Annotated in this window: 23 protein-coding genes and 1 pseudogene; 12 read left to right on the forward strand and 12 right to left on the reverse strand. The window is 71.2% G+C overall.

Annotated elements, in window-relative coordinates; genetic code table 11:
- On the reverse strand, positions 1 to 633 hold the full coding sequence (gene sigE, locus AB0K28_RS18785; RefSeq protein ID WP_355424401.1) for an RNA polymerase sigma factor SigE: 633 nt from the start codon (positions 631 to 633) through the stop codon (positions 1 to 3).
- A 183-nt stretch (positions 634 to 816) separates the two neighbouring features.
- Here sigE and AB0K28_RS18790 point away from each other — a divergent pair, with 183 nt between their 5' ends.
- Positions 817 to 1,455 (forward strand): O-methyltransferase, encoded by a 639-nt coding sequence (locus AB0K28_RS18790; RefSeq protein ID WP_345389856.1) that lies wholly within the window; start codon positions 817 to 819, stop codon positions 1,453 to 1,455.
- A gap of 37 nt (positions 1,456 to 1,492) precedes the next feature.
- Here the strand turns inward: AB0K28_RS18790 and AB0K28_RS18795 are convergent, their stop codons facing one another.
- Positions 1,493 to 2,896, reverse strand: coding sequence for a leucyl aminopeptidase (locus tag AB0K28_RS18795; RefSeq protein WP_364371358.1), 1,404 nt, complete (start codon positions 2,894 to 2,896; stop codon positions 1,493 to 1,495).
- A gap of 79 nt (positions 2,897 to 2,975) precedes the next feature.
- Positions 2,976 to 3,143, reverse strand: coding sequence for a DUF3117 domain-containing protein (locus tag AB0K28_RS18800; RefSeq protein WP_020545024.1), 168 nt, complete (start codon positions 3,141 to 3,143; stop codon positions 2,976 to 2,978).
- Positions 3,144 to 3,302: 159 nt separating this feature from the next.
- Between AB0K28_RS18800 and AB0K28_RS18805 the strand changes: the two genes are divergently transcribed.
- The 3 genes and pseudogenes from AB0K28_RS18805 to AB0K28_RS18815 all read left to right on the forward strand — a co-directional run.
- Complete coding sequence (locus AB0K28_RS18805; protein ID WP_345389862.1) at positions 3,303 to 4,100, forward strand: PaaX family transcriptional regulator C-terminal domain-containing protein; 798 nt, start codon at positions 3,303 to 3,305, stop codon at positions 4,098 to 4,100.
- Positions 4,097 to 4,873: an enoyl-CoA hydratase-related protein gene (locus AB0K28_RS18810; RefSeq protein ID WP_345389865.1), complete on the forward strand. Its 777-nt coding sequence runs from the start codon at positions 4,097 to 4,099 to the stop codon at positions 4,871 to 4,873. The genes AB0K28_RS18805 and AB0K28_RS18810 overlap by 4 nt, the downstream gene beginning before the upstream one ends.
- A gap of 207 nt (positions 4,874 to 5,080) precedes the next feature.
- A pseudogene (locus AB0K28_RS18815) lies at positions 5,081 to 5,194 on the forward strand (hypothetical protein); the annotation flags it as partial.
- Between the two features lie 282 nt (positions 5,195 to 5,476).
- On the opposite strand, the gene AB0K28_RS18820 reads toward AB0K28_RS18815, so the two are convergent.
- The 6 genes from AB0K28_RS18820 to AB0K28_RS18845 form a co-directional block, all read right to left on the reverse strand.
- Positions 5,477 to 6,040 carry a DNA-3-methyladenine glycosylase I gene (locus AB0K28_RS18820; RefSeq protein WP_345389868.1) on the reverse strand — a complete coding sequence of 188 codons (564 nt, stop codon included), beginning with the start codon at positions 6,038 to 6,040 and terminating at the stop codon, positions 5,477 to 5,479.
- Entirely contained in the window at positions 6,037 to 6,690 is a 654-nt protein-coding gene (locus AB0K28_RS18825; RefSeq protein ID WP_364371363.1) for a hypothetical protein, read from the reverse strand. Before AB0K28_RS18825 ends, AB0K28_RS18820 begins: the two co-directional genes overlap by 4 nt.
- A gap of 82 nt (positions 6,691 to 6,772) precedes the next feature.
- Complete coding sequence (locus tag AB0K28_RS18830; RefSeq protein ID WP_345389874.1) at positions 6,773 to 7,357, reverse strand: TIGR00730 family Rossman fold protein; 585 nt, start codon at positions 7,355 to 7,357, stop codon at positions 6,773 to 6,775.
- 11 nt (positions 7,358 to 7,368) lie between these two features.
- A complete protein-coding gene (locus tag AB0K28_RS18835; protein ID WP_364371367.1) occupies positions 7,369 to 8,166 on the reverse strand; it encodes a TIGR00730 family Rossman fold protein in 798 nt (265 codons plus the stop codon).
- Between the two features lie 258 nt (positions 8,167 to 8,424).
- Positions 8,425 to 9,480: a succinyl-diaminopimelate desuccinylase gene (dapE, locus tag AB0K28_RS18840; RefSeq protein ID WP_345389877.1), complete on the reverse strand. Its 1,056-nt coding sequence runs from the start codon at positions 9,478 to 9,480 to the stop codon at positions 8,425 to 8,427.
- Entirely contained in the window at positions 9,480 to 10,313 is an 834-nt protein-coding gene (locus AB0K28_RS18845; protein ID WP_345389880.1) for a 2,3,4,5-tetrahydropyridine-2,6-dicarboxylate N-succinyltransferase, read from the reverse strand. The genes dapE and AB0K28_RS18845 overlap by 1 nt, the downstream gene beginning before the upstream one ends.
- A gap of 37 nt (positions 10,314 to 10,350) precedes the next feature.
- Here AB0K28_RS18845 and AB0K28_RS18850 point away from each other — a divergent pair, with 37 nt between their 5' ends.
- A complete protein-coding gene (locus AB0K28_RS18850) occupies positions 10,351 to 11,169 on the forward strand; it encodes a hypothetical protein (protein ID WP_364371372.1) in 819 nt (272 codons plus the stop codon).
- Positions 11,170 to 11,173: 4 nt separating this feature from the next.
- Here AB0K28_RS18850 and AB0K28_RS18855 read toward each other — a convergent pair whose 3' ends face one another.
- The 3 genes from AB0K28_RS18855 to fdxA all read right to left on the reverse strand — a co-directional run bounded on the left by AB0K28_RS18855 (position 11,174) and on the right by fdxA (position 13,413).
- Positions 11,174 to 11,830 carry a DUF4178 domain-containing protein gene (locus tag AB0K28_RS18855; protein WP_345389886.1) on the reverse strand — a complete coding sequence of 219 codons (657 nt, stop codon included), beginning with the start codon at positions 11,828 to 11,830 and terminating at the stop codon, positions 11,174 to 11,176.
- Positions 11,831 to 11,924: 94 nt separating this feature from the next.
- Positions 11,925 to 12,995 carry a succinyldiaminopimelate transaminase gene (gene dapC / locus AB0K28_RS18860; protein WP_364371375.1) on the reverse strand — a complete coding sequence of 357 codons (1,071 nt, stop codon included), beginning with the start codon at positions 12,993 to 12,995 and terminating at the stop codon, positions 11,925 to 11,927.
- Positions 12,996 to 13,086: 91 nt separating this feature from the next.
- Positions 13,087 to 13,413 carry a ferredoxin gene (gene fdxA, locus AB0K28_RS18865; RefSeq protein ID WP_175593000.1) on the reverse strand — a complete coding sequence of 109 codons (327 nt, stop codon included), beginning with the start codon at positions 13,411 to 13,413 and terminating at the stop codon, positions 13,087 to 13,089.
- Between the two features lie 353 nt (positions 13,414 to 13,766).
- Between fdxA and AB0K28_RS18870 the strand changes: the two genes are divergently transcribed.
- From AB0K28_RS18870 to AB0K28_RS18900, 7 genes are all read left to right on the forward strand, one after another.
- A complete protein-coding gene (locus AB0K28_RS18870; protein ID WP_345389893.1) occupies positions 13,767 to 14,837 on the forward strand; it encodes an ABC transporter substrate-binding protein in 1,071 nt (356 codons plus the stop codon).
- A 102-nt stretch (positions 14,838 to 14,939) separates the two neighbouring features.
- Positions 14,940 to 15,716 (forward strand): methyltransferase domain-containing protein, encoded by a 777-nt coding sequence (locus AB0K28_RS18875; RefSeq protein WP_364371379.1) that lies wholly within the window; start codon positions 14,940 to 14,942, stop codon positions 15,714 to 15,716.
- Between the two features lie 112 nt (positions 15,717 to 15,828).
- A complete protein-coding gene (locus tag AB0K28_RS18880; RefSeq protein ID WP_364371382.1) occupies positions 15,829 to 18,126 on the forward strand; it encodes a hypothetical protein in 2,298 nt (765 codons plus the stop codon).
- A 4-nt stretch (positions 18,127 to 18,130) separates the two neighbouring features.
- Complete coding sequence (locus AB0K28_RS18885; RefSeq protein WP_364371385.1) at positions 18,131 to 19,975, forward strand: UvrD-helicase domain-containing protein; 1,845 nt, start codon at positions 18,131 to 18,133, stop codon at positions 19,973 to 19,975.
- A 48-nt stretch (positions 19,976 to 20,023) separates the two neighbouring features.
- Positions 20,024 to 21,868 carry a sigma factor-like helix-turn-helix DNA-binding protein gene (locus tag AB0K28_RS18890; protein ID WP_364371388.1) on the forward strand — a complete coding sequence of 615 codons (1,845 nt, stop codon included), beginning with the start codon at positions 20,024 to 20,026 and terminating at the stop codon, positions 21,866 to 21,868.
- A 20-nt stretch (positions 21,869 to 21,888) separates the two neighbouring features.
- Positions 21,889 to 22,653 carry a hypothetical protein gene (locus tag AB0K28_RS18895; RefSeq protein ID WP_345389917.1) on the forward strand — a complete coding sequence of 255 codons (765 nt, stop codon included), beginning with the start codon at positions 21,889 to 21,891 and terminating at the stop codon, positions 22,651 to 22,653.
- Between the two features lie 108 nt (positions 22,654 to 22,761).
- Complete coding sequence (locus AB0K28_RS18900) at positions 22,762 to 25,275, forward strand: penicillin acylase family protein (RefSeq protein ID WP_364371821.1); 2,514 nt, start codon at positions 22,762 to 22,764, stop codon at positions 25,273 to 25,275.
- Positions 25,276 to 25,319 lie beyond the last annotated feature (44 nt).

Genomic DNA, 25,319 nt, shown 5'->3' on the forward strand with positions numbered 1-25,319 from the left:
TCAGATTTCCTCCCCACGGATCACGGTCGGGGGGAGTTGAGAATTACGGGGGGCTCGATGGTCGAGAGCCTCCCGCAACTGCGCCCGGCCACGGTGAATACGGCTTCGGACCGTACCCAGCTTGACGCCGAGCGTGGCCGCGATCTCCTCGTAGGACAGGCCCTCGATGTCACACAGCACGATCGCGGCCCGGAACTCGGGGGCGAGCGCGTCGAGGGCGGCTTGGATGTCGGGCTCCAGGTGGGCGTCGTCGAACGCCTGCGCCGGGGACGGCTCACGACCGCGCAGCCGCTCGGCGGCGTCGTCGGCCAGCCCCTCGAACCTGATGCGCTGCTTGCGCCGCGCCATGTCGAGGAACAGGTTGGTCGTGATCCGGTGCAGCCACCCCTCGAACGTGCCGGGGGTGTAACTCGACAGCGACCTGAAGACCCTGACGAAGACCTCCTGCGTGAGGTCTTCGGCGTCATGGACATTGCCGGTCAGCCGGTACGCCAGCCGATACACGCGTGCGGAGTGAGTCCGCACCACTTCCTCCCAGCTGGGAGGCGTCCAGTCGGACGACACCGGAGCATCGGTCTGGTGGTCGCTCTCGTCCACCAGAACTCCTCTCTCTGGGACCACCGCTACCGCCATAGTGCCTGGTTTCGTCCCTTCGTGCGCACTGCCTGCCTTCCGGACCGGCAAAGCCCGTTTAAACCTGCAACGCCTCGGGACCCTCCTGAGTTCCCGTCCCGGCGTGTCTCCCCTAGGCTGCGATCGGTGCCAATCACGCGTATACCTCGCGACCAATCGCACGAAAGTGGGGGGAGGAGGCCGATGACCACTCCGGTGGAGGCCACTCTGGCCTATGCGGAGCAGTTCCATCATGAGGATGAGATCCTGCACGCGGCGCGGCAGCGCGGGCTGGAGATGGGTGCCACACCCATCCTTCCCGGCGGCGGCGCCGCCCTGTGCTTTCTCACGACCGTCGTCAACGCCAAGTCGGTGGTCGAGATCGGCACGGGTTGCGGCGTGTCGGGATTGTGGCTGCTGCGCGGCATGCGTACGGACGGCACATTGACGAGCGTCGACGTGGAGCCCGAGCATCAGCGGCTGGCCCGGCAGGCGTTCACGGAGGCCGGGTTCTCCGGCAGCAGGGTGCGGCTCATCTCGGGCCGCGCGCTCGACGTGCTGCCGCGTTTGTCGGACGGCGGCTATGACATGGTGTTCGCCGACGGCGCCAAGCAGGAATACGCCGACTATCTCGCCGAGGCGGTCCGGCTGCTGCGCGTGGGCGGCATCGTGGCGTTCGACAACATGTTGTGGCACCACCGCGTGGCCGACCCGACGCAGCGCGACACCGACACGGTGGCGCTGCGCGAGGTCGGCAAGCTGGTGCAGTCGGACGAGCGGCTGCGTTCGGTGCTCATGCCGCTCGGCGACGGCCTGCTGGCCGCGGTGAAGATCTCCGGCTGACCCACCGACCCCACGCGGGGGCCGGTGGGGGCAGCGGTCAGCCCTTGGTGAGCCACTCCACCAGGAGGCGGACGCCGAAGCCCGTGGCGCCCTTGGTGAGCGTGCCCTCGTCCACGGTGCTGCGCCCGACGCCGGCGACGTCGAGGTGCGCCCACGGCCGCTTGCCCGCGAACTCCCGCAGGAACAGCGCCGCCGTGATCGACCCGCCGCCGTAGGTGGAGCCGGACTCGACGTTGGCGAGGTCGGCGATCGGCGACCTGAGCGCGGGCGCGTAGTCCTCGACCAGCGGCATCCGCCACAGCTTGTCGTCGGCCGCCCGGCCCGCGGAGACGAGCCGCTCGGCCAGCGTGTCGTCGGAGGAGTAGACGGCGCCGTAGTGGCGGCCGAGCGCGACCGTGATGGCCCCGGTGAGCGTGGCGATGTCGATCACCTCGTCGGGGTCGAGCACGGCGTCGGCGTAGGCGAGCGCGTCGGCCAGCACGAGCCGGCCCTCGGCGTCGGTGTTGAGCACCTCGACCGTACGGCCGCCGTAGTGCTTGATCACGTCGCTGGGCCGCTGGGCGGTGCCGGACGGCATGTTCTCGGCGGCGGCGACCAGACCGGTCACGCGTACGGGGGCCTTGAGCTCGGCCAGCGCCTTGAGCACCGCGATGACGACCGCGCCGCCCGCCATGTCGGTCTTCTGGGTCTTCATGTTGTCGGTCGGCTTGAGCGACAGCCCGCCCGAGTCGAACGTGATGCCCTTGCCCACCAGCACGACGTGCCGCTCGACCGGCTCGTCGGGGGTGTAGGTGAGCTTGATGAGCCGGGGCGGGCTGGCCGAGCCCTGCCCGACGGCGAGGATGCCGCCGAACCCGTCGGCCTTCAGCCGCTCCTCGTCCCAGACCTCGACCGGCACGCCGCTCTCCTGGGCCTGCTCGGCGAGCCAGGCGGGGTTCTTCACCGAGGACGGCGTGTTGGCGAGGTCGCGGGCGAACGCGACGGCCCGCGCGACGGTCTCGGCGCGCCGCACCTGGCCCTCGTCGGCCCCGGCGAACACCAGCGTGCCGACCGGCTTCTTGCCGGCCTTGCCGATCCTGAACGTGTACGCCGCCAGCAGCGCCGCCTCGGCGAACGGCGTCAGGTCACCAGCGGGCGGCACCACGGTCAGCGTGTCCCTGCCCTTGGCCTTCCTGGTCAGCGCGGCGGCGGCGGTGCGCAGGGCGCGCGGGGAGCCGTCGCCGACGCCGTACAGCAGGACCCGGCCCACTCCGCCGGACCGAGCCACCGGCACCTCGACGATCTCGCCCGCCTCGCCCTTGGCGTCGTAGTGGGCGAGCAGGCCGGCGGCCGGCAGCGGCAGCTCGACCGAGGGGCTGAGGTCGGAGTCATAGGGGACGGCCAGCAACTCGGCGTCGTCGGGAACCTCGGTGACCACCGACGTAGTGGTCTCAATGGGCACGAACTACTCCTCAAACGTCAGCGACCCTGGCGTCGTGGGTACGCCAGGGTCGTGGAACAAAGTGATCTCCGGGGAGCGCTCAGCCGACGACGTTCTTCAACGCCTCGCCGAGCGCCTTGGCCTCGTCGGCGGAGATCTCCACGACGAGCCGGCCGCCACCCTCCAGGGGGACCCGCATGACAATGCCGCGCCCTTCCTTGGTGACCTCGAGCGGACCATCGCCGGTCCGCGGCTTCATCGCCGCCATGCGTGCATCCCTTCCTGCCTTGGGCTCCCGCGGCCCGCGATTTCCGACCTCCCGAGGGGGTGGTCGGCGCATTCACGTCTTCTGTGATGTCCTATTCTCCCGCATCGAGAGCGCTCATGGGTAACGATCTCCTCCCAGAATGCGTTGTCGCGGCAGGCGATGACGTCCAAACTGGACTTCGTGCACGCTCGCGCCGCTCTGTTCGACCTCTACGGTGACCACCTGCGTTCACGCGGCGGACAGGCGTCCGTCGCCGCTCTCGTGCGCCTCATGAAACCCCTGGAAATAGCCGCTCCCGCCGTACGTACGGCGGTTTCGAGAATGGTGCGACAGGGCTGGCTCCAGCCGGTGCGGCTGCCACAGGGCGCGGGCTACGGGCTGACGCCGAAGTGCGTCAGGCGGCTGGACGAGGCGGCGCTGAGAATTTACCGAGCCGGAACGCTGACCTGGCACGGCCGCTGGCACCTGATCGTCTTCGAGCCGGTCAAGGAACGGCAGCGCAGAGAGCGGCTGAAGGCGGACCTGACGTTCCTCGGCTACGCCTCGCTGTCGGAGACGACGTGGATCGGCCCGCGCTCCTCGATCGAGCTGGACAACCTGCTGGAGGGCGAAGGGGTGCGGGCCGACAGGTTCGACGCGGCGCTGGAGGGCGACCCGCGCGAGCTGGTGGCCAGGGCATGGGATCTGGACGCCATCGGCGAGGCGTACGAGCACTGGCTGGCCGAGGCTGTCACGCTGATCAGCACGCTGCCGGAGGAGGCGCCGCCCGACCGGGTGTTCGCGACGCGGAGCCGGCTGGTGCACGGGTGGCGCAACTTCCTGTTCCGCGATCCCGGCCTGCCGCCCGAGCTGCTGCCCGCGGGCTGGCCGGGCGAGAAGGCACGGGCCTTCTTCGAGCAGGAGGCCGCCAGGCTGCTGCCCGCAGCCGCCGCGTTCGTCGACAGGGAGTTGCTGTGATCCGCTATGACGTGGCCGACGCCGTCGCCACCATCACGCTCGACCGGCCCGAGGCGATGAACTCGCTGACCGCCGAGACCAAGCAGGCGCTGCACGACGCGCTGCGCAGGGCCGCGCACGACCGCGGGGTGCGCGCGGTGCTGCTGACCGGCTCGGGCCGGGCCTTCTGCGCGGGCCAGGACCTGCGTGAGCACGCCGACAACCTGGAGGCGGGGCGCGGGCTGGCCAACACCGTGCGGGCCCACTACAACCCGATCGTCGAGCTGATCAGCACGATGCCCAAGCCGGTGGTGGCCGCCGTCAACGGGGTGGCGGCGGGCGCGGGCGCGTCGCTGGCGTTCGCGTGCGACCTGCGGGTGGCGTCGGAGCGGGCGAAGTTCGCGCTGGCGTTCGCGGGGATCGGGCTCGCGCCCGACTCGGGCGCGTCGTGGACGTTGCAGCGCCTGGTGGGCCAGGGGCACGCGGCCGAGCTGATGCTGCTGGGCGAGCCGCTCGACGCGGCCCGCGCCCTGGAGCTCGGGCTGGTGACCCGCGTGGTGCCGGCGGAGGACGTCTTGAAGACCGCCACCGACCTCGCCGTACGTCTCGCGCAGGGCCCCACGCTGGCCTACGGCGCCACCAAGCGGGCGCTGGCCTACGCCGCCACCCACGCGCTGGCCGACTCGCTCGCCATGGAGGCCGACCTCCAGGACCAGTGCGTCGCCACCCAGGACCACCTCAACGCCACCCGCGCCTTCCTCGCCAAGGAGCAGCCGACGTTCAACGCGGAGTGACCTCCCCTCGGGGAAGCCGGACATCACGCACGCACCCGACCACTTCGACGCTCTCCGCGCGACCGCCCTGGAACCGCTGACCGGCGGCGAGCCGGACGCCGGTGACCCGGTCCACGCCCGGCCGCCGGCCGCGCTGAGCGAGCGGTCCGGCGAGTGGCTGGCGGGGATGGCGCCGGGGCGGCTGTGGGCCGATCCGCCGCTCGAAGGGTGGCCGGGTTCGTCCAGCACGGCCGCGTGGCCTACACGGGCTCCTACGGCCTCTCACTGCTCATCGCGGCGTCGGAGACCCTGGCGCTGCTGCACGGCTCTCCCTGGACGATCACGGACCCGGGACGGCGGGTTCCGCGCGCCGGCCAAGGGCTGGATCGAGCGTTGCCCGCGTCCCTACCTGGAGCACGCGATCGTGCCCGAGACCAGGCGGCGGGCGCCTTCGAGCCCGTCACGCGCCCCTACCTCCGCATCTGGCTGGGACCACGGCGCCGACCCCGAGGACGCCTCCTACACCTGCGGCCTGCTGCCGAACGCCGCAAGATCAGCGCCGATGCACCCGCCCGCGCATACCGGCGCTCGGCGGGTCGCTCGGGCGCAGTCACGCGGCGGAGCTCACCACGTACGCGCGACGCAGTCCTCGAGATGATCGTTGACCAGCCCGATCGCCTGCATGAGCGCGTAGGCGGTGGTCGGGCCGACGAACCTGAAGCCGTGTCTCTTGAGCTCCTTGGCCAGCGCCTTGGAGCCGGGCGTGACGGCCGGCACGTCGGCCATCGTGCGCGGCACGGGCGCGTCGGGATCGGCGTGCCGCCACACCAGCTCCGACAGGCCGCCGGGCAGGTCGAGCGCGGCCCTGGCGTTGGCGACGGCCGCCTCGATCTTGGCGCGGTTGCGGATGATGCCGGCGTCGCCGAGCAGCCGCTCGACGTCTTCTTCCGTGTACGCGGCCACCTTCGCGATGGAGAAGCCGTCGAACGCGGCGCGGAAGTTCTCCCGCTTGCGCAGGATCGTCAGCCACGACAACCCCGACTGGAACGCCTCGAGCGAGACCCGCTCGAAGACCGCGTCGTCGCCCTTGAGCGGGCGGCCCCACTCCTTGTCGTGGTAGGCGAGGTACATCGGGTCGGACATGCCGGCCCAGGTGCAGCGGATCGGCTCTGTTACGTGCGCTGTCACTTGCGCTGCTCATCCTCCTGGCCGTTGAGCGAGGCCCGCGCGGAGGAGTCTTCCTGCTCCTCAGCGTCCTTCTCGGCGTCCTTCTCGTCGGCCTTGTCTGCTGCTCCGGCCTTCTCGGCCTTCTCTTCGCCGGCCGTGTCCTCGGGCTCCTTCTCAGCCTCGGGCAGCCGCCACTCCGGGTCCTCGGGCGGGCTGGTCAGGCCGGCCTCGCCGTCCCACGACACCGAGGCGCCGCTGGAGGTCACCGGGTCGCCCGACTCCGACAGCGCGCGGGACTCGGCGGGAGCCTCGGGCTCGTGCTCGGTGCGCGGGCCGGAACCGGGCGCGGCGTAGACCTCCTGCCGCGCGTACAGCCGGTTGGACAGCAGCTCGGAGACCCGCTGCTCCAGCACGGCGATGCGGGTGTCACGCGCGCTGATCGCCGTCGCGGCGCGGCGCAGCGTCTCATCGACGCTCTGCGTGTGATAGCCGACCAGGTTGACCGGCAGGTGGAGCGCCATGAAGTCGACCGCCGAGAGCTGCCCCGCCTCAGGGAGGTCGAGCGGCGGCACATCGGGCGGGAACTCGGTCAGCTCACCGCCCTTGCCCAGGGAGACCAGGACCACGCAGACCAGGATCGCGATGGCGGCGATGGCGAGTATGACCAGCACATTGGCATCGTACTCATAGCATCGGGGCACGAGGTCCCGCACATGCCGCGACCGGTGCGTCTCCGGGCGGCGGGAAAGCCGGTCAGCCGGCGGCCTCGCCCAGCTCGGCGACGCTCGGCCTGACCGGTTGCGTACGCGCCTCCAGGTGGGCGAACGCCTCCTCGACCGTCGAGGTCCAGGAGATGGCGTCGAAGACGTCGGGACGGGTGAAGCCCTCGTCGTACATGCGCTCGACGAGCGTCTTCAGCGGGTCGTACAGGCCGAAGGGGTCGAGCAGCACCAGCGGGCGGTCGTGGATGCCGAGCACCCGCGCGCTCCAGATCTCGAACAGCTCCTCCAGCGTGCCGATGCCGCCCGGCAGCACCAGGAACGCGTCGGAGCGGTCGTCCATGACGCCCTTGCGCTCGCGCATGCCGTCGGTCACGACCAGCTCGTCCGACTCCTCGTCGGCCACCTCCATGTCGACCAGGACCTGCGGGATCACGCCGACCGTCCGGCCGCCCGCGGCGCGGGCGGCCGAGGTGACGGCGCCCATGCAGGACACCGACCCACCGCCGCTCACCAGCGTGTGACCCCGCCGGGCCAGCTCGGTGCCCACCTGGGCGGCCAGGTCGATGTATTTGGCGTCGATGGTCAGGCTGGAGGCGCAGTAGACGCAGATGTTCACGCTGAAAGAGCTTATTGGGGCTCCGCCGTCTGGACCGATGTCGCCTCGATCTCCTCCTGGCGCTGCCGGGAGCGGGCCCGGTCGGACTCGACGATGATGCGGACCGCCTCGTCGGGGTCGTCGGTGACGGTGATCAGCTCGAGGTCCTGGGCGGCGATCTTGCCGGTGCCCAGCAGCGTGCCCTTGATCCAGTCGATCAGCCCGCCCCAGAACTCGCTGCCGAGCAGCACCACGGGGAAGGAGGTGACCTTGCGGGTCTGCACCAGCGTGAGCGCCTCGAACAGCTCGTCGAGCGTGCCGAAGCCGCCGGGCAGCGTGATGAAGCCGCAGGAGTATTTGACGAACATCGTCTTGCGGACGAAGAAGTAGCGGAACTCGATGCCGAGATCGACGTAGTCGTTCATGCGCTGCTCGAAGGGCAGCTCGATGCCGAGCCCCACGGACACCGCGCCGTCGACCTCGCTCGCGCCCCGGTTGGCCGACTCCATGACGCCGGGCCCGCCACCGGTGATCACCGCGTAGCCGGCCTCGGCCAGCTTGCGGCCGAGCGTGCGGCCCAGCGCGTATTCGGGCGAGTCGGGGGCGGTGCGGGCCGAGCCGAAGACCGTGACGGCCGGGGGCAGCTCGGCGAGCTGGCCGAAGCCCTCCACGAACTCCGCCTGGATGCGCAGGACCCGCCACGGGTCCATGTGCACCCAGTCGGACGGCCCCTGACGGGCCAGCAGCCGCTGGTCGTGGGTGGAGCTGGGGACGAGGCTGCCGCGGACGAAAGCCTGGCCCTGTCGGCGTTCTCGACGGATCTTTTCCATGCGGATCACGCTAGTCCTTCTCGCACGTGGCCGGTTCCAGGAACCGCGTCACTGCCCCCTGGAGGTCTCCAGCGTGCATGCCGCAGGCGTAACCGCAGGTGGCGGGGGTGAGAAACCGTTCTGAAAAAACTTGGAAGAAGCAGGGAACCAGATTTCGGCTCCCCCGCGTCTAATCGGCGAGGGTGCTGCTCGGGACTGAAAGTGGTCTTCCCCGCCAAATGGCCGGCGAGGAAGGCCACTTTCATGTGTGGGCCCCTTCTAGGCGGACAGCCAGTCGAGCATCGCCCGCTCGCTCTCCACGATCTTCTGCAGCGACACGTACTCGCCCTGCTGGTGTGCCAGGTTCGGGTCCCCAGGGCCGTAGTTGACGGCCGGGACGCCGAGCGCGGAGAAGCGGGCCACGTCGGTCCAGCCCAGCTTGGCGCGCGGGGTGCCGCCGACCGCCGCCGTGAAGGCCGCCGCCACCGGGTGCGTGAGCCCGGGACGGGCGGCCGGCGCCGCGTCCGTCAGGCTCACCGCGAAACCGTCGAAGACCTCGCGTACGTGCTGCTCCGCCTCCTCGATCGACAGGTCGGGCGCGAAGCGGTAGTTGACGCTCACCACGCACAGGTCGGGGATGACGTTGCCGGCCACGCCGCCGCGCACGCCCACCGCGTTGAGCCCTTCGTGGTATTCGAGCCCGTCGACCACCGGCCGGCGCGGCTCGTACGCGTTGAGCCTGGCCAGCACCGGCTCGATGCCGTGGATGGCGTTGACCCCGAACCACGAGCGCGCGCTGTGCGCCCGCTTGCCCGCCACCGTGACGTCGGCGCGCAGCGTGCCCTGGCAGCCGCCCTCGATGACGCCGTCGGTGGGCTCCATCAGCACCGCGAAGTCGGCCGCCAGCCAGTCGGGGTGCTCGCGCGCGACCCTGGTCAGGCCGTTGCGCTCGGCCTCGACCTCCTCGCAGTCGTAGAAGACGTAGGTGACGTCGCGGCCGGGCGCGGGCAGGGCGGCGGCCAGCTTGAGCGCGACGGCCACGCCCGCCTTCATGTCGGTGGTGCCGCAGCCGTAGAGCAGGTCGCCCTCCACCCGGCTGGGCAGGTTGCCGGCGACGGGGACGGTGTCGAGGTGGCCCGCGATCAGCACCCGCTCGGAGCGGCCCTGCTCGGTGCGTGCCACGACCGTCTCGCCCGACCGGGTCACCTTGAGGTGCGGCAGCGCGGCCAGTGCCCGCTCGACCTCGTCGGCCAGCGCCTTCTCGCCGCCGCTGACGGACTCGATGTCCACGATCGCGGCGGTCAGGTCGCGTACGTCCTGGGTCAGGTCAAGCATCAGGTGTTCACTCCGTGTTCGCGCAGCACCTCGTTGAGCGCCGCCTTGTCGTGCCTGCTCCCCGGCTCGAGGCGCTTGAGCACCAGCACGCACGGCAGGCCGAACGTGCCGCCGGGGAACTCCTTCTGCCGCGTGCCGCTCACCGCCACGCACCACGGCGGGATCGCGCCGCGGGCCAGCTCCTCGCCGGTCTCGACGTCGATGACCGGGATCGACGCGGAAAGGATCGTTCCCGCGCCGACGACCGCGCCCTCGCCCACCCTGGCGCCCTCGACGATCATCGCCCGGCTGCCGATGAGCGCGCCGTCCTCGACGACCACCGGCACCGCGTTCGGCGGCTCCAGCACGCCGCCGATGCCGACGCCGCCCGACAGGTGGACGTTCCTGCCGATCTGGGCGCACGAGCCGACCGTGGCCCATGTGTCGACCATGGTGCCGGCGTCGACGTACGCGCCGATGTTCGTGAACGACGGCATCAGCACCACGCCCGGCGCGAGGTAGGAGCCCCATCGGGCGATCGCGCCCGGCACCACCCGCACGCCCTCCAGCGAGCTCTTGAGCGGATGCCGGTCGTGGTGGTGGAAGTCGCCCACCTGCGAGCGCGTCATGCCGAGCACCTTGAAGCTGAGCAGGATCGCGCGTTTGGCCCGCTCGTCCACCACGACCTCGTCGTCCACCACCCGCGCGACCCTGGCCTCGCCCTTGTCGAGCAGATCGACCGCGCCCACCACGAGATGCCGGGCCTCGGCGTCGGCGGGTGTCAGCTCCGCCCTGCGCTCCCACAGCTCGTCCACCACGGCGGGCAGCGGTGACGACGTACGCACGTTGCTCATGGCCTGGGAGCTTATCCGGCCGGGTAGGTTTCTCAGCGTGCGCCCGCGCTTCTCCCGTGCTGTCATCACCATCGCGATCATCGTCGTCGTGCTGGCCGTCGGCGTGTCCTTCGGCCTCTACCACCTGCTGAAGCGCACGCCGCGGCTGGCGGTCCAGGAAGATCCGTTCTGCGTGGTCAAGACGCCTGAGGGGGTGCTGACCCTCGATCCCGAGCAGGCGCAGATCTCCGCGACGATCGCGGCCGTGGCGGCGCGGCGCAGGCTGCCCGAGCGGGCGGTGGTCATCGCGTACGCGACCGCGCTGCAGGAGTCGAAGCTGCTCAACCTCACCTACGGCGACCGCGACTCGCTGGGCGTGTTCCAGCAGCGTCCCTCGCAGGGCTGGGGCTCGAAGAAGCAGCTGATGGACCCGGTCTACGCCACGAACAAGTTCTTCGCCGAGCTGGTCAAGGTGAAGAACTACCGGAAGATCCCGCTGGCCGACGCGGCGCAGGCGGTGCAGCGGTCGGCGGGCGGCTACGCGTACGCGCCGCACGAGGGCGACGCGAAGATCCTGGCCGCCGCCTTCACCGGCCGGGTGCCGCAGGCCGTGCACTGCTGGTATCCGGCGAAGCAGACCCCGGCGCCGAAGCCCCGCACCGACGCCGCGCGCAAGCAGCTCGCCAAGGCGCTCGGCAGCACCGCGATCACCACGAAGCGGCGCGGCTGGCTGATGGCGGCCTGGTCGGTGGCGCACGCCGAGAAGTACGCGCTCACCAAGGTCGGCTACAACGGCGCCACCTGGCTCAACGACATCGAGGCCGACGGCTGGCAGCGGGGCGGCGCGGCGGGCGCCCGCCGCGTGGAGCTGGCGTGAGCGGTCAGGAGGCGCGGCGGACGATCGAGATCGAGCCGGGCGGCAGCGGCTGGGCGTAGGCGGCGGTCCACGAGCGGCCCTGGATGCGCTCGAACGACAGCAGCCGCCCGTCGGAGGCACGGTAGTCGGCGAAGTCGAGCAGCCCGCGATCGGGGTTGCCGGTGTCGCCCTCGCTCCTGAACGCGGCCGTGCCCCGCTCGATGGGGAAGAACTCCACGCCCTCCATGATCAGCATGCTCTTGGCGGGGACCATGCCCTGGGTCGGCACATCGTTCCAGAGCTGCACCTCAAGATGGGGCGGGCTGCCGGGACGCACCTCGACCGAGAGCCACTGCAGCCGCCGTGAGCCGTCGCGCAGCAGGAACTCCACCCACTGCTGGCCCTGCCAGGAGACGTGCATGGCGCCGAGCACGCGCGCGGGTGACCCGTGCACCTCGATCCGGTCGCCGACCTGGATCGTGCGAGGGTCGGTGTAGTCGGTGCCGGCACGGCCGGGGGCGCTGACCGGCGCCGCCAGCGGGGCCTCGACGGAGGCGACCTCGGCCGGTGCGGCGCTGGAGCGACCCTTCCTGTCTTGCCGCAGGGTGGCCCAGAAGGCACCCAGCAGCAGCAGGACGGTGGCGATGCTCAGCCCGAGAACGACCATGGAGGTCACGCTCATCGATCAGCTCGCTCCACTCGCGGTCTGCCTCGGCATAAGCCCTTATCAATTTATGCGCGCGAACCCGGCTCCGCCGGGGCTTTGCCGGGTGATCCTACTGGAGGCGGCGCACCGCCGCACCGATCCGCTCATCGGTCGCCGTGAGCGCCACGCGGATGTGCCGCCCACCTGCCGATCCGTAGAATTCGCCAGGAGCGACCAAAATCCCGATTTCGGAAAGCTTGCCAACCTGATCCCAGGCGCTCTGGCCGTTGGTGGCCCAGAAGTACAGCCCGGCGGTCGAGTGGTCGATGCTCCAGCCGGCCTTCTCCAGCGCGGGCCGCAGCAGCGCCCGGCGCCCGGCGTAGCGCTCGCGCTGCAGGTCGGCGTGCTGATCGTCGCCGAGCGCGACCGTCATCGCGGCCTGTACGGGCTGCGGCATCAGCATGCCGGCGTGCTTGCGGATCTCCAGCAGCCGCTTGACCAGGGCGGGGTCGCCGGTCACGAACCCGGCGCGATAGCCCGCCAGGTTGGAGCGCTTGGAGAGCGAGTGGACGGCGAGCAGCCCCTCGTGGGAGCCGCCGCAGACGTCGGGGTGCAGGATCGAGACCGGCCGTTCTTCCCAGCCGAGCTCGATGTAGCACTCGTCGGAGGCCACGATCGCGCCGCGCTCGCGGGCCCAGGCGACGACCTTGCGCAGGTGCTCGGCTGGCAGCACCCGGCCCGTGGGGTTGCCCGGCGAGTTGACCCAGATGAGGTCGACCTTCTCCGGGCCGAGCGCGAGCGTGCTGTCGGATGCGGTGCCCGTGGCGCCCGCGAGCCTGGCGCCCACGTCGTAGGTGGGGTAGGCCAGCTCGGGGAAGACGACCCTGCGCGCCCCCAGGTAGGTGGGCAGCCAGGCGACGAACTCCTTGGAGCCGATCAGCGGCAGCACGTCGCGCTGGTCGACGGTGACGCCGTGGCGGCGCGCCAGCCACCCGGCCGCGGCCTCGCGCAGCGCCTTGGTGCCGTGGGTGAGCGGGTAGCCGGGGCTGTCGGCGGCCCCGGTGAGCGCGTCCTGGACGACTTGTGGCACGGAGTCGACGGGTGTGCCGACCGACAGGTCGACGATGCCGTCGGGGTGTGCCAGCGCGCGCTCCTTGTAGGGCTCCAGCCGGTCCCAGGGGAAGTCGGGCAGGTTGTTCACGGTTCTCCAGGGTGTTGCAGGCTGTCGCTAGGGCGCGCGCGTACGGGGCGCATCCCGCGGGATGCGCCCGTGCACGTCGGGCAGACGATCGTCAGTGATCCTCGCCCTGCGGCGGCAGGGCGGCCACCACCGGGTGATCCTTCTCGATCTTGCCCACCTTCGAGGCGCCACCGGGCGAGCCCAGGTCCTCGAAGAAGTCCACGTTCGCCTTGTAGTAGTCCTTCCACTGCTCGGGAAGGTCGTCCTCATAGAAAATCGCCTCGACGGGGCACACTGGCTCGCACGCGCCGCAGTCCACGCACTCGTCGGGGTGGATGTAAAGCATGCGCTCGCCCTCGTAGATGCAATCGACGGGGCACTCCTCGATGCACGCCTTGTCCAGGACGTCCACGCAAGGCTGCGCGATGACGTAGGTCACCTCGAGCTCCTTCTTCTCCGCACCATGGCATGACTCTGACCGCGGTTTGCTACGCCCTAGTATTGCCGTGCTTGCTCGCTGGCCGAAACGGAGGGTGGCAAACTCGTGGCCGCACGCCTCGTCATCGCCATCACAAGTCAGGATATAGGCGCCCGGATCACTACCCGAAGGCGCGTGCCTGGCGGGTTTCGGGACACGGTGGGCATCCTCGTGTCGTGGGCGGACGGAACTCTCAAGATCCGCAAAAGGGATGGCACGGAGGTGGAGATCCCCGAGGAGACGCTGGTGGCCGCGAAGGTCGTACCGGCCGCGCCTCCTCGACCTGGGAGGATGCAGCGGTAAGTATTCAATCTGTGACCGTACGTACCTGCGCCGCCGCAGCAGCCATCCTCGCCAGCGCCGGATGCGGCGCGTCGTCCACCGACACCGCCTCCACCGAGACCGAGAACCTGCCGCCCGTCAACGCCAAGGCCAGCTCGCTCAAGTCGGGCTTCGGCACCATGGAGCGGCTCGTCGAGGCCGCCCAGCAGGAGGGCGAGCTCAACGTCATCGCCCTGCCCCGCGAATGGGTGAACTTCGGCGAGATCATCGACACCTTCGCCGACAAGTACGACATCAAGATCAACGAACTCGAGCCCGCCGCCAGCAGCAAGCGCGAGCTCGACGTCGCCACCCAGCTCAAGCCCGACGTCTTCGACCTGACCATGGACATGGCGGTCTACGGTGCCGCCAAGTTCGCGCCGTACAAGGTGCAGGGGTGGCAGGATCTGCCCGACCACGTCAAGGACCCGTCCGGCGCCTGGTACGCCGCCTACGGCGGTTACATGTCGATCGGCTACGACCCGCGCGCGGTCAAGGCGCCCGCCTCCTTCGCCGACCTGCTCAAGCCCGGCTACCGCGTCGCGCTCGACGGCGACCCGCTGCGCTCCTCGTCGGCGTTCGGCGGGGTGATGGCCGCGTCCATGAGCTCGGGGGCGCCGCGGCCCGAGCAGGGCGTGGAGCTGTTCGCCAAGCTCAAGCAGGCCGGCCGGCTGACCGACGTGGCCAAGGCCAACGTGGTCGTCGCCTGGGACCACCTCAACGCCGCGCGCAGCGCGGAGCAGGCCGACGCGTGGAAGGTGACCATCCCCAAGGGCGCCGCGCTCGGCGGCTACCACGTGCAGGCCGTCAACAAGGCGGCGCCGCATCCCGCCGCGGCCCGGCTGTGGCAGGAGTTCCTGTTCTCCGACGAGGGCCAGAACCTGCTCCAGAAGGGCTACGCCCGCCCGGCGCGCGGCGAGGCGATGCTGATGAAGGGCACGCTCGACACCGAGCAGGCCCAGAAACTGCCGAAGGCGCCCGGTCCGCCGGTGCTCATGACGATTCCGCAGGCAGATGCGGCGAAGGCGTATCTCAAGCGGGAATGGACGAAGAGTGTGGGATGAGTCCCATGTGACTTGATATGTCGTAGGGACAATCAGGCTCTAAAGTGAACGGACAGCACGGCCACGGGGGCCCGATGTCTGATCGAATGTGAGCTGATCGTCTTGCGATACGACACACCGAGCTTGGAGCGGTGGAACAGTCGCGCCTACGACAGCAGCTTCGGCTACGTCTCCACGCAGGGCGCGCCACTGGTCGACCTGCTCGATCCGCGGCCCGGCGAGCGCGTGCTCGACCTGGGCTGCGGCACCGGGGTGCTGACCGCCCAGATCGCCTTCAGGGGCGCCGACGTGCTCGGCATCGACGGCTCCCCCGCGATGATCGAGAAGGCGCTGGCGCAGTATCCGGGCATCAACTTCATCATCGGCGACGGGCACGACTTCACCGTCGTGGACAAGTACGACGCGGTCTTCTCCAACGCCGCGCTGCACTGGATGAACCGCGACCCCCGCGCCGTCATCGCCAACGTCCGCGAGGCGCTCACGCCTGGCGGACGTTTCGTCGCGGAGATGGGCGGCGCTGGCAACTGCGCCGAGCTGACCGCCGCGATGCTGACCGCCTGGCGCGAATACGGCCTGCGCGAACCCGAGCTGCCGTGGTACTTTCCCACGCCTGCCGAGTACGCGCACCGCCTCGAGCAAGAGGGGTTCGTCGTCAGGCTGCTGGAATACTTCGACCGGCCCACACCCCTCGACGAGTGCCCCGGCGGCGCCGCCGACTGGGTCCGCACATTCGCCGCGTCGGTGCTCGAAGGGCTTCCCCCCACCATCGTGGAGCCCCTGCTCCGGCGCGTGAACGAACTGGCGGCCCCCGCACTCCGCAGGGAGACTGGCTGGATGGCCGACTACGTGCGTCTACGCTTTGCCGCTGTTCGGCGTTGATGCGTAGAGCATGATGCGTAGGGCTGTTTTGCCGGACTATGGTCTGTTCCGTGGGCGGCGAGATTATGGCTGCACCGCTGCGGCGGCGTGAGGGGCTGGTGAACGGAACGGGATGAACTTCTGCCTGAGCGACCTCGTACCACCGTTGAGGTGGAGCGACGCGTCGACGATCACGCTACTCACCGGGCAGCCGGATCTGCCGGACGCGTGGTGGCGCAGCCTGCCCATGCCGCGCGTCCTCACGGCGATCGGCCCCGAGTCGCTGGGCGAGCTGCTGACGGAGATCGCCCTGGAGCACTGGCCCGCCGCGGCCATCGGTGACGTCCTGCCCGCGCTGCACGTGCTGGACCCCGAGGAGGCCGACGAGCCCGCCGTCGCCATCGCGCTCGACCGAGCCGGCTCGTGGGCCGGGCTGCTGGCGCTGACCAGCCGCGAGCTGGTCGACCAGCCGTTCATCCAGGCGCGGCCGGTGCTCAACACGCTGTTCTCCGCCGTCCTGGTACGCCTCGCACCCGCCAGGCCCGTCCCCGACGAGGCCGGTGAGCCCGCGGCTGCGGCCTCCGTACCGGCCGTGGCGCCGCTCCCCGTGCCGGACGTCGAGTCCCCCGCTCCTGAGGCCGCTGAGGGCGCCGAGCGGGTCCTGGACGCCGACGACGAGCCGGTCATCGACGCGGCCCCCGAGCCGGAGCCTGAGCCGGTGCTGGACGCCGCCGACGAGCCCGCCCCCGAGCCGGCCGCCGAAGAGGCGGAGGCCCGCGAGGACGCGCTGCAGGAGGCTCGCGCGGAGAGCCCCGCCGAGGAGCCGGCCCCCGACGCCGAGGTCCCTCACGCCGAGGTCCCCGACGCCGAGGCATCTGACGGCGAGACATCTGACGGCGAGACATCTGACGGCGAGACATTCGACGGCGAGGCGGCGCACGTCGGCGATGAGCCTTCCGACGCCGACGAGGCTGCCGACGCCGAGGCGGTGCACGCGGCCGAGGCGGTGCACGCGGCCGAGGCGGTGCACGCGGCCGAGGCGGTCGCCGAGGAGGAGCCCGAGCTCGGCGCCGAGCCCGCCCCCGAGGCCGGCGCCGTCGCCGAGGCCCCCGACGCTGAGGCGGCCCACCATGCGGAGGCCCTCCCCGAGCACGAGGAGACGGACGGCGAGCCGGAGGTTCCGTCCGGCGTCGAGCCCGGGTCCGAGGCGGCGGCCGCGGGACATGCGGGCTACGAGTTCACCCCCGAGGACGAGCACGGGGACGAGCACGACGAGGACGATCAGGGGGACGAGCAGGGGGACGGGCAGGGCCAGGTAGGCGGGCAGGAGCTGCCGCAGCTCATCGAGGCCGCGTTCGCCGGTCTCGACGACAAGAGCTGGGCGGTGGCCCAGAACCGGGTGTTCACCGACGAGCCGTCGGCGGTGGACCAGCTCGCCAAGCTCTTCGCCGTCCCCCCTGCCGAGATCGTCTCCACGGAGATGGAGCTGCGCGCCCGGCTGGACCGGTGGCTGGCCAGCGACGAGGCGGCCCCGTACCGGGCGCATCTGGACGAGCTGGTCAGGACGCTGGGCCCGGACGCCCCCAAGGAGCAGGTGGTCGGCGCGGCCGACTGGCACCGGGTGGAGATCCAGGCGCTGGAGGTCCCGGCGTGGCAGGTGGTGCTGACCACGCTGGCGCCCCCGCCACCGCCGCCACCGCCGGTGCCTGAGCCTCCTGCGGAGCCGCTGCCGAGGCGGAAGGGGCCGCGCCAGCAGCAGCCGTACCCGCAGCCGCCGGTGGAGCTGGTGCAGTCGGCGTTCGGCCCGGTGCACATGACGCCGGCGCCGCCGCCGGGGCCGCCGCAGTTCCAGGCGTTCACGCCGGTGGCTCAGCCGGCGAGCGAGGCGAACGGCGGCGAGGCGGACAAGCCGTACCAGCCGCTGAAGGACGTCTCGCAGACGCGGCGCTGCTTCCGTCAGCCGGACGGCCGCTGGTGGCTCCGCATCGACGTGACGGCCGAGCAGATGGCCGGGGGCGAGTGCGCGCTGCCGACCGGGTTCGCCTCCTACCTGGGGCTGTCGCCGGGCGAGAGCAGGACGGTCAGGAGCGCGGCCGGCGAGCTGGCGATGACCTGGCACGGCCGGCCCGTGCTGGAGTCGATCGAGCGGCTGCTGGTGGACGTGGGAGCCCGCGAGGGCGGGCACCTGTTCCTGACGCTGTCGGACGAGGGCGTGCTGCGGGCCAGGCATCTGCCGGTGGCCGCCCAGGGAGCTGAGAAGATCACGAAGGCGCTCCGGCTGGTCGGGTACACGGCCCCTGGAGGCACCAAGGAGCAGGCTGCCAGGGTGATCGCCACCCGCATCGGCATGCCGGGCCCCGTCGCTCTGCCCGACCTGCTCGACAGGCTCCGCGAGCGCGGGGACCGCGACCTGCTCGAACTGCTGGACTGAGCCGGTGCCGCGGCTCGCGATCGGCCCTGAGTTTCCCAGGGAGCTCAGCGCACTGGCCCAGCCGGTGCGCAGGGACGCCGTGGTCGCGCTGCGCCGGTTCCTGCTGAACGTGTCGGGCGCGCCGCATCCCGAGCGGGTGCGGGGCGCCAGGGACCCGAGGGTTGCCACCCTGCGCCTGGCGCCGGGCCATCGCGGGGTGGTGGTGCGGCAGCGGGACGTCTACTGGCTGCGTACGGTCCTGCCCGACCCCGATGCCTGGTCGTACGCCCGCCGCCACCGCTACGGCGTCAACCCGGTGATCGGCGTCGTCGAGGAGTGGGACGCCGAGGCCCTGGAGCGGGTGGAGCCCGCGTTACGCCGCTCGGTGCGGCCGTCGCGGCTGTTCGACGCGATCTGCGACGGCGACCTGCTGGGCCTGGGCCTGGACGGGGTCGCGCTGCCACTGTTCCGGCTGATCACCACCGAGGCGGACGTGGCCGCGCTCGAGCCGTTGCTGCCGCCCACCCAGTACGCCCCGCTGGCGGTGCTGGCCAGGGGCGGCACCATGGCCGAGGCGTGGCGCGAGCTGGACGCCTGGCGGGCCTCGGCCGACGACGCGGGCCCGATCGACACCGACGACCTGTACGCGGCCCTGCGGCGCAGCCCTGACCGGGCGGCGTTCGTGCCCGACAAGGTGGCGCTCGACCGGGTGCTCGCGTCGCCCGAGTGGTGCACGTTCCTGCGTCCCGCGCAGCACCGGCTGGCGAAGGCGGCGCGGTACGACCACCCGGTGCTGGTGATCGGCGGCGCGGGCACGGGAAAGACGGTGATCGCCCTGCACAGGGCGGCCCACCTGGCGCTGCGCGGCGCGGGTCCTGTGCTGCTGGTGACGTTCTCGCAGAGCCTGGCCGAGGAGTTGTCGGCCCGGCTGGACCTGCTGATCGAGGACGAGGTGGTGCGCAAGCGGGTCGAGGTGGACAACGCCGAGCGGCTGGCGGTGCGCATCGTGGCCGCCGCGGAGGGACGGCGTCCCGCGCTGGTGGGGCCGGGCGCGCGGTCGCTGGCCCAGCTCACGGACGAGGCGCTGCGGGTGCTGTCGATCGCCACGGGCGATCTCCTGGACGATGTGGATCCGGCGCTCAAGCCGTACCGTCATGTGGTGGTGGACGAGGCGCAGGACGTCAGCCCGGCGCAGTGGCGGCTGCTGCGCGCGGTGGTGCCGCGGGCGCGCGACGACCTGTTCATCGTGGGCGACCCGCACCAGCGGGTGACCGACACGCGGGTGGCGCTCGGCTCCGTCGGCATCCCGGCCGACCAGCACCTGCTCGGGGTCTCCTACCGGCTGCCGCAGGAACTGCTGTCCTTCGTCGTACGGCTGCGCGGCGGCGGCCCCTCCCCCGGTCTCGTCAAGGGCGTGACCGACATGTACGACTACAGCGCGACGCATCACGGCGAGCGCCCGGTCGTCAGGGCGTACGACTCGGAGGAGGCGGAGCTGGCCGGCCTGCGCGTCACGGTCGAGGCGTGGCTGGCCGACGGCGTCTCACCGGCCGAGATCGCCGTCGGAGCCAGGAACCAGCGGCTGGTCCGCGCGGCCAAGGAGACGCTCGACGGGCTGGACGTGCGGGCGCTGACGTTCCAGCATCTGAAGGGGCTTGAGTTCGAGCGGGTGGCGCTGATCGGCGTCGCCGAAGGCATCGTTCCCGAACCGCCCTCACAAGGACCGCCGCAGGACCCGGCGCCCGATCCGTACGTGCGGGCTCGTGCGCTGCAACGCGAACGGAGCATACTGTTCGTCGCCTGCACCCGTGCCCGTTCGATGCTCTATATCTCGCATTCCGGAAGAGGAAGCCCGTTTCTACCCCTCTGATCACATAGTCTGAACTGCGGATATATTCCCATTGCCGGTTGGACCTCAATGAACCTCAGCCTGAGCGACCTCGCTCCACCCCTGCGCTGGACCTCTCCTGGTCAGATCGCGCCGATCGTGGAGGAGCCCCAGCTGCCCGAGGCCTGGTGGCAGGCGATCCCGCTCGATCGCGCGTGCGCCATCGTCGGCACGCAGACCGTGGCGGGCCACCTTGCCGACCTCGCCGTGGCCTGCTGGGGGCATCTCATGCTCGGCGACATCCTGCCCCTGCTGCGTTTCTCCGACCCCGCCGAGGCCGAGCGGTCGCCGGAGACGCTGGGCAAGGACGTGGTGCAGAAGCTGTTCACCGGCGTGTTCGACCGGCTGCTCGAGCCCGTGCCCGAGGCCGTGCCCGCGCCCTCACGTCCGGACAAGCCGCTGCCCGACCTGATCGACGAGCTGTTCGGCGGCCTCGACGACCGGCAGCGGGCCATCGCCCGCGACCGCCTCTACGCCACCCGCAGGGCCACGCTCGACGAGCTGGCCCAGCGGTTCTCGGTCACCCGCGAGCGCATCAGGCAGATCGAGCGCGACCTGCGCGAGCATGTGGACGCCTGGCTGGCCAAGCCCGAGACCGCCGCCCTGGCCGCCCACGTCGTGTGGCTGCGCGGGCGGCTGGGCTCCGCCGTGCCGGCCGACGACCTCCAGGCGGCCGTGCCGTGGCACGGGGCCGAGCTGCGCTCGCTGGGCATCCCGGCCTGGCGCTTCATCCGTACGCTGCTGACCGGCTACGAGCAGTCCGACGGCTGGCTGGTCGCGGGCGGCGCCGACGACCTGCGGGAGAAGACCCGTCAGCTGTTCGCCGACGGGCCGCGCCCGCTGCCCGAGGCCATCGCCATGGTGGCGCAGCTCGGCGTGCGCGAGGACGTCGCCGAGCGGTGGATCCTCGCGGTGCCGCAGCTGCGGGTGCTCGGCCAGCATGTGGTGCCGTGGCCGCGCAGCATCAACGAGAAGGCCGAGGCGGTGCTCGCGGTGGCCGCCACGCCGCTGTCGCCCGAGGAGATCCAGGAGCGCATCGGCGAGGACTACAGCCTGGTCGGCATCCGCAACCAGCTCACCGCCGACGATCGCTTCCGCCGGGTCGACCGCAACAAGTACGGGCTGACGCGGTGGGGCGGCGACGAATACCTCGGCATCAGGGAGATGATCGCCAGGGAGATCGAGCGGGCCGGCGGCGAGGCGTCGGTGAGCACGATCGTGGCCAACCTGACCTCCCGCTACGACGTCAGCGAGAGCTCGGTGCGCGCCTACTCGGGCGGTCCCGGGTTCGAGCGGACGCAGCGGGGCTGGATCAGGGTGGCCGGCACCGCTCCCGGCGGCGAGTCGGAGCCGTACCAGCCGCGCAAGGACGTCTCGGAGACGCGGCGCAGCTTCCGCTCCCGCGACGGCCGCTGGTGGCACCGGGTGGACATCAACGCCGAGCACCTGCGCGGTTCCGGCTCGCCGCTGCCGACCGGGTTCGCGGCCTACCTGGGGATGGCGCCCGGCGGGCAGCTCACGGCCTCCGCGCCGTCGGGCGACGTGGTGATCAGCTGGCACAACCAGCCCACCATGGGGTCGATCAGGAACGTGCTCGCCGAGTACAAGGCGAGCGAGGGCGACCACGTGTTCCTGACCGTCTCCGACGGCGGCGAGCTGCTGACCCGCTACCTGCCCGCCGCCCCTCCCGGGATGCCGCCCGTCAACAGGGCGCTCTACCTGCTCGGCTACACCGCTCCGGTCAGCTCCGAGCTGGAGGGCCTGCGGCTCATCGGCGCCAGGATCGGGCTGTCCGACATGGCGAGCCGCGAAGAGGTGCTGGCCAGGCTGCGCGAGCGCGGCGACAGGGACATCCTCGGTTTCCTGGGCGCGTGAGGCCGGGCTAAGCTCGGGTGATGGTGCGGATCTACGACACGCGCGCCGGGCAGGTCGAGGAGATCGCCGCCGGGCGGGCGCTGCGGCTGTACACGTGCGGGCTTGAGACCGCTCGCCGGGCACACGTGGGCGATCTGCGCATCTTCCTGGTGTCCGACCTGATCAGGCGGGCGCTGGAGCGGCGCAGGGTGCGGGTCGTGGCGGCCCGCGACGCCGTCCACGACGAAGACGCCTTCCGTGCCGACGCCGCCGCGCTCAACCTGCGGCCGGCGGAGCACGTGCCCGAGGCAGGCGAGCCGATCGAGGAGCTGGGCTCCCGGATCGACCTGTGTGTCGGTGGCGCCGTTCCCCGTGAGGACGTACGCGGCCGTTGGGTGCACGCCGAGGGCGTGCGGTTCGCCGGCGACGCCCCGCTGCTCTCCGACGTGGCCGACGCCGGGCTCGATCCGCTCGCCGTGCGGATGGCGTTCCTGGAGAGCCACTACCGGCAGCCGGTCGAGCTGACGTGGGACACGCTGCGGGCCGCCGACGGCAGGGTGCGGCGGTGGCGGGCCGGGGTGGCCGAGTGGTCGGAGTCGGTCAGCGCGCCCATGGCCACCGCGTACGCCGAACGCGCCGAGTCGGCCTTCGACGACGACCTCGACACGCCCGCCGCCCTGCGGGTGCTGGACGAGCTGGAGGGCGACGCGTCGGTGGCGCCGGGGGCGAAGTTCGAGACGTTCCTGCACCTCGACTCCCTCCTGGGGCTCGACCTGTCGAGCGACATCGGCAAGATCCGGACCTGAGACTCTGACCTGCTGCTTCGTGGGCCCCGGGTCTGAGGAGTGATCGCGAACTGCCAAACTTGATGCCAGTTCGGCATGAAGGAGGTGGCGGTGAGGCCCTTTGCGTGGATGCCGTGGCCCTTGCGGTGGTTCGTTCGGGTGTTGATCGTTCTGCTGGCGCTGGCGGTGGTGCTGGCGGGGGTTCTCGTCTACACGGTGCGCAGGTCGTTCCCGCAAGTGGACGGGTCGTTACGGCTGCCCGGCTTGTCAGGAAGTGTGGAGATTTATCGCGATAAATCAGGAATTCCGCACATCTACGCTGACACCGCCGCCGACCTCTTCATGGCCCAGGGCTTCGTGCACGCCCAGGACCGCTTCTACGAGATGGACTTCCGCCGCCACCTGACCGCCGGCCGCCTGTCGGAGGTCTACGGCGCCGCCACCCTCGACAACGACAAGGCCCTGCGGACCATGGGCTGGCGCCGGGTCGCCGAACAGGAGCTGCCCGAGCTGGCCCAGGAGACCCGCGACTTCCTGGCCGCGTACGCGAAGGGCGTCAACGCCTGGCTGGCCGCCAACCCCAACGCCTCCGACCGCAGCCTGGAGTACTCACTGCTCAAGCTCCAAGGAAGCGGCGGCAAGCCGGAGAAGTGGACCCCCGTCGACTCGCTGGCCTGGCTGAAGGCCATGGCGTGGGACCTGCGCTCCAACATGGAGGACGAGATCGACCGCGCGCTGGCGCTGACCAAGCTGCCCAGGGAGCGGGTCGAGCAGCTCTATCCCGGCTACCCGTTCGACCGGCACGCGCCGATCGTCAACGAGGGCGGCATCCGTCAGGGCCGCTTCGAGCAGCGTCCTCCCCAGCAGGGCCCGCAGCAGCGTCCGCAGCAGCGGACTCGGGCCGCCAGGGCGCTGACGCAGGCCGCGAAGACCCTCTCGGACGTACCCGAGACGATGAGCGCGGCCGACCGCGCGGGCATCGGGTCGAACTCGTGGGTCGTCTCCGGCGAGTACACCGAGGGCGGCAAGCCGCTGCTCGCCAACGACCCGCACCTCGCGCCGAACATGCCGTCGGTGTGGTACCAGGCCGGTCTGCACTGCAGGAAGGTCAGTGAGGAGTGCCCGTACGACGTGACGGGGTTCACCTTCTCCGGCGTGCCCGGCGTGATCATCGGGCACACGGACAAGATCGCGTGGGGGTTCACGAACCTGGGGCCCGACGTCGCCGACCTCTTCCTTGAGCAGGTGGAGGGGGACGCGTACCTCTACAAGGGGCAGCAGCTGCCGCTGGACGTCCGCGAGGAGAAGATCAAGGTGGCCGGCGGGCCGACGGTCACGCTGACCGTCAGGAGCACCGTGCACGGGCCGCTGATCAACGACGTCATGGCGGGGGCCAAGCCGAGCGGCGAGGCCAACGCGGTGGCGCTGCAGTGGACGGCGCTGACCCCAGGGCGGACGGCCGACGCCGTCTTCGCGCTGAACAGGGCGACGGACTGGGACGAGTTCAAGGCGGCGGCGGCGTTGTTCGAGGTGCCCGCCCAGAACCTGATTTATGCCGACACGTCGGGGAAGATCGGGTATCAGGCACCAGGGCGCATCCCCGTACGTGAGAACGGCGACGGCACCTGGCCCGTGCCCGGCTGGACCGGCGAGTACGACTGGAAGCCCGCCCCCATCCCGTACGACCAGCTCCCCAGCATCGAGAACCCGGCCGACGGCTTCATCGTCACCGCCAACAACGCCGTCATCGACCCCGGCCGCTACCAGCCCCTGCTCACCCAGGACTGGGCCTACGGCTACCGCTCCGAGCGCATCCGCACGCTCATCCGCGACGCGATCAAGAAGGGTCCCATCGACGCGGCCGACATGGCCCGCATCCAGCAGGACACCGCCAACGGCTTCGCCGAGACGCTGGTGCCCGCCCTGGAGCGGGTGGACCTGGCCGGTCCCGCCGTCAAGGCCAGGGAGCTGCTGACGTCATGGGACGGCACGCAGAGCGCCGGCTCGGCGCCCGCCGCGTACTTCAACGCGGTCTGGCGCCACCTGCTCATGCTCACCTTCAACGACGACCTCCCCGAGGGGGCCCGGCCGACCGGCGGCGACCGCTGGTACGAGGTGGTCAGGCGGCTGCTCGACGCGCCCGACGACCCGTACTGGGACGACGTCACCACCAAGGGCTACACCGAGACCCGCGACGACATCCTGCGCCTGGCGATGGCCTCCGCGCACCAGGAGCTCGCCGACCGGCTCGGCGAGGACGTCAAGAAGTGGCGGTGGGGCGATGTGCACACGCTGGAGCTGGTCAACGGCTCGCTCGGCACCTCGGGCATCGAGCCGGTGGAGGCGCTGTTCAACCGGGGGCCGCTGAGCGTCGCCGGTGGCAAGGACGCGGTGAACGCGACCGGTTGGAACGTTCAGAGCGGGTACGAGATCACCGCCGTGCCGTCGATGCGGATGATCGTCGACCTGTCCGACCTGGACAAGTCCCAGTGGATCAACCTCACGGGGGCGTCAGGGCACGCGTACCACGAGAACTACTGGGACCAGGCGGCGGCCTGGGCCCGCGGCGACCTGCAGCCGATGCTCTCCTCGCCGGCCGCCGTGAAGAAGTCCGCCACCCACACGCTCAAGCTGAACCCCTGACCGGGTGGGCGGTGCGGGGCCCACGCTTCGCACCGCCCAGCTTG

The sequence above is a fragment of the Nonomuraea sp. NPDC049504 genome (assembly GCF_040676845.1).
Taxonomy (GTDB): domain Bacteria; phylum Actinomycetota; class Actinomycetes; order Streptosporangiales; family Streptosporangiaceae; genus Nonomuraea; species Nonomuraea salmonea.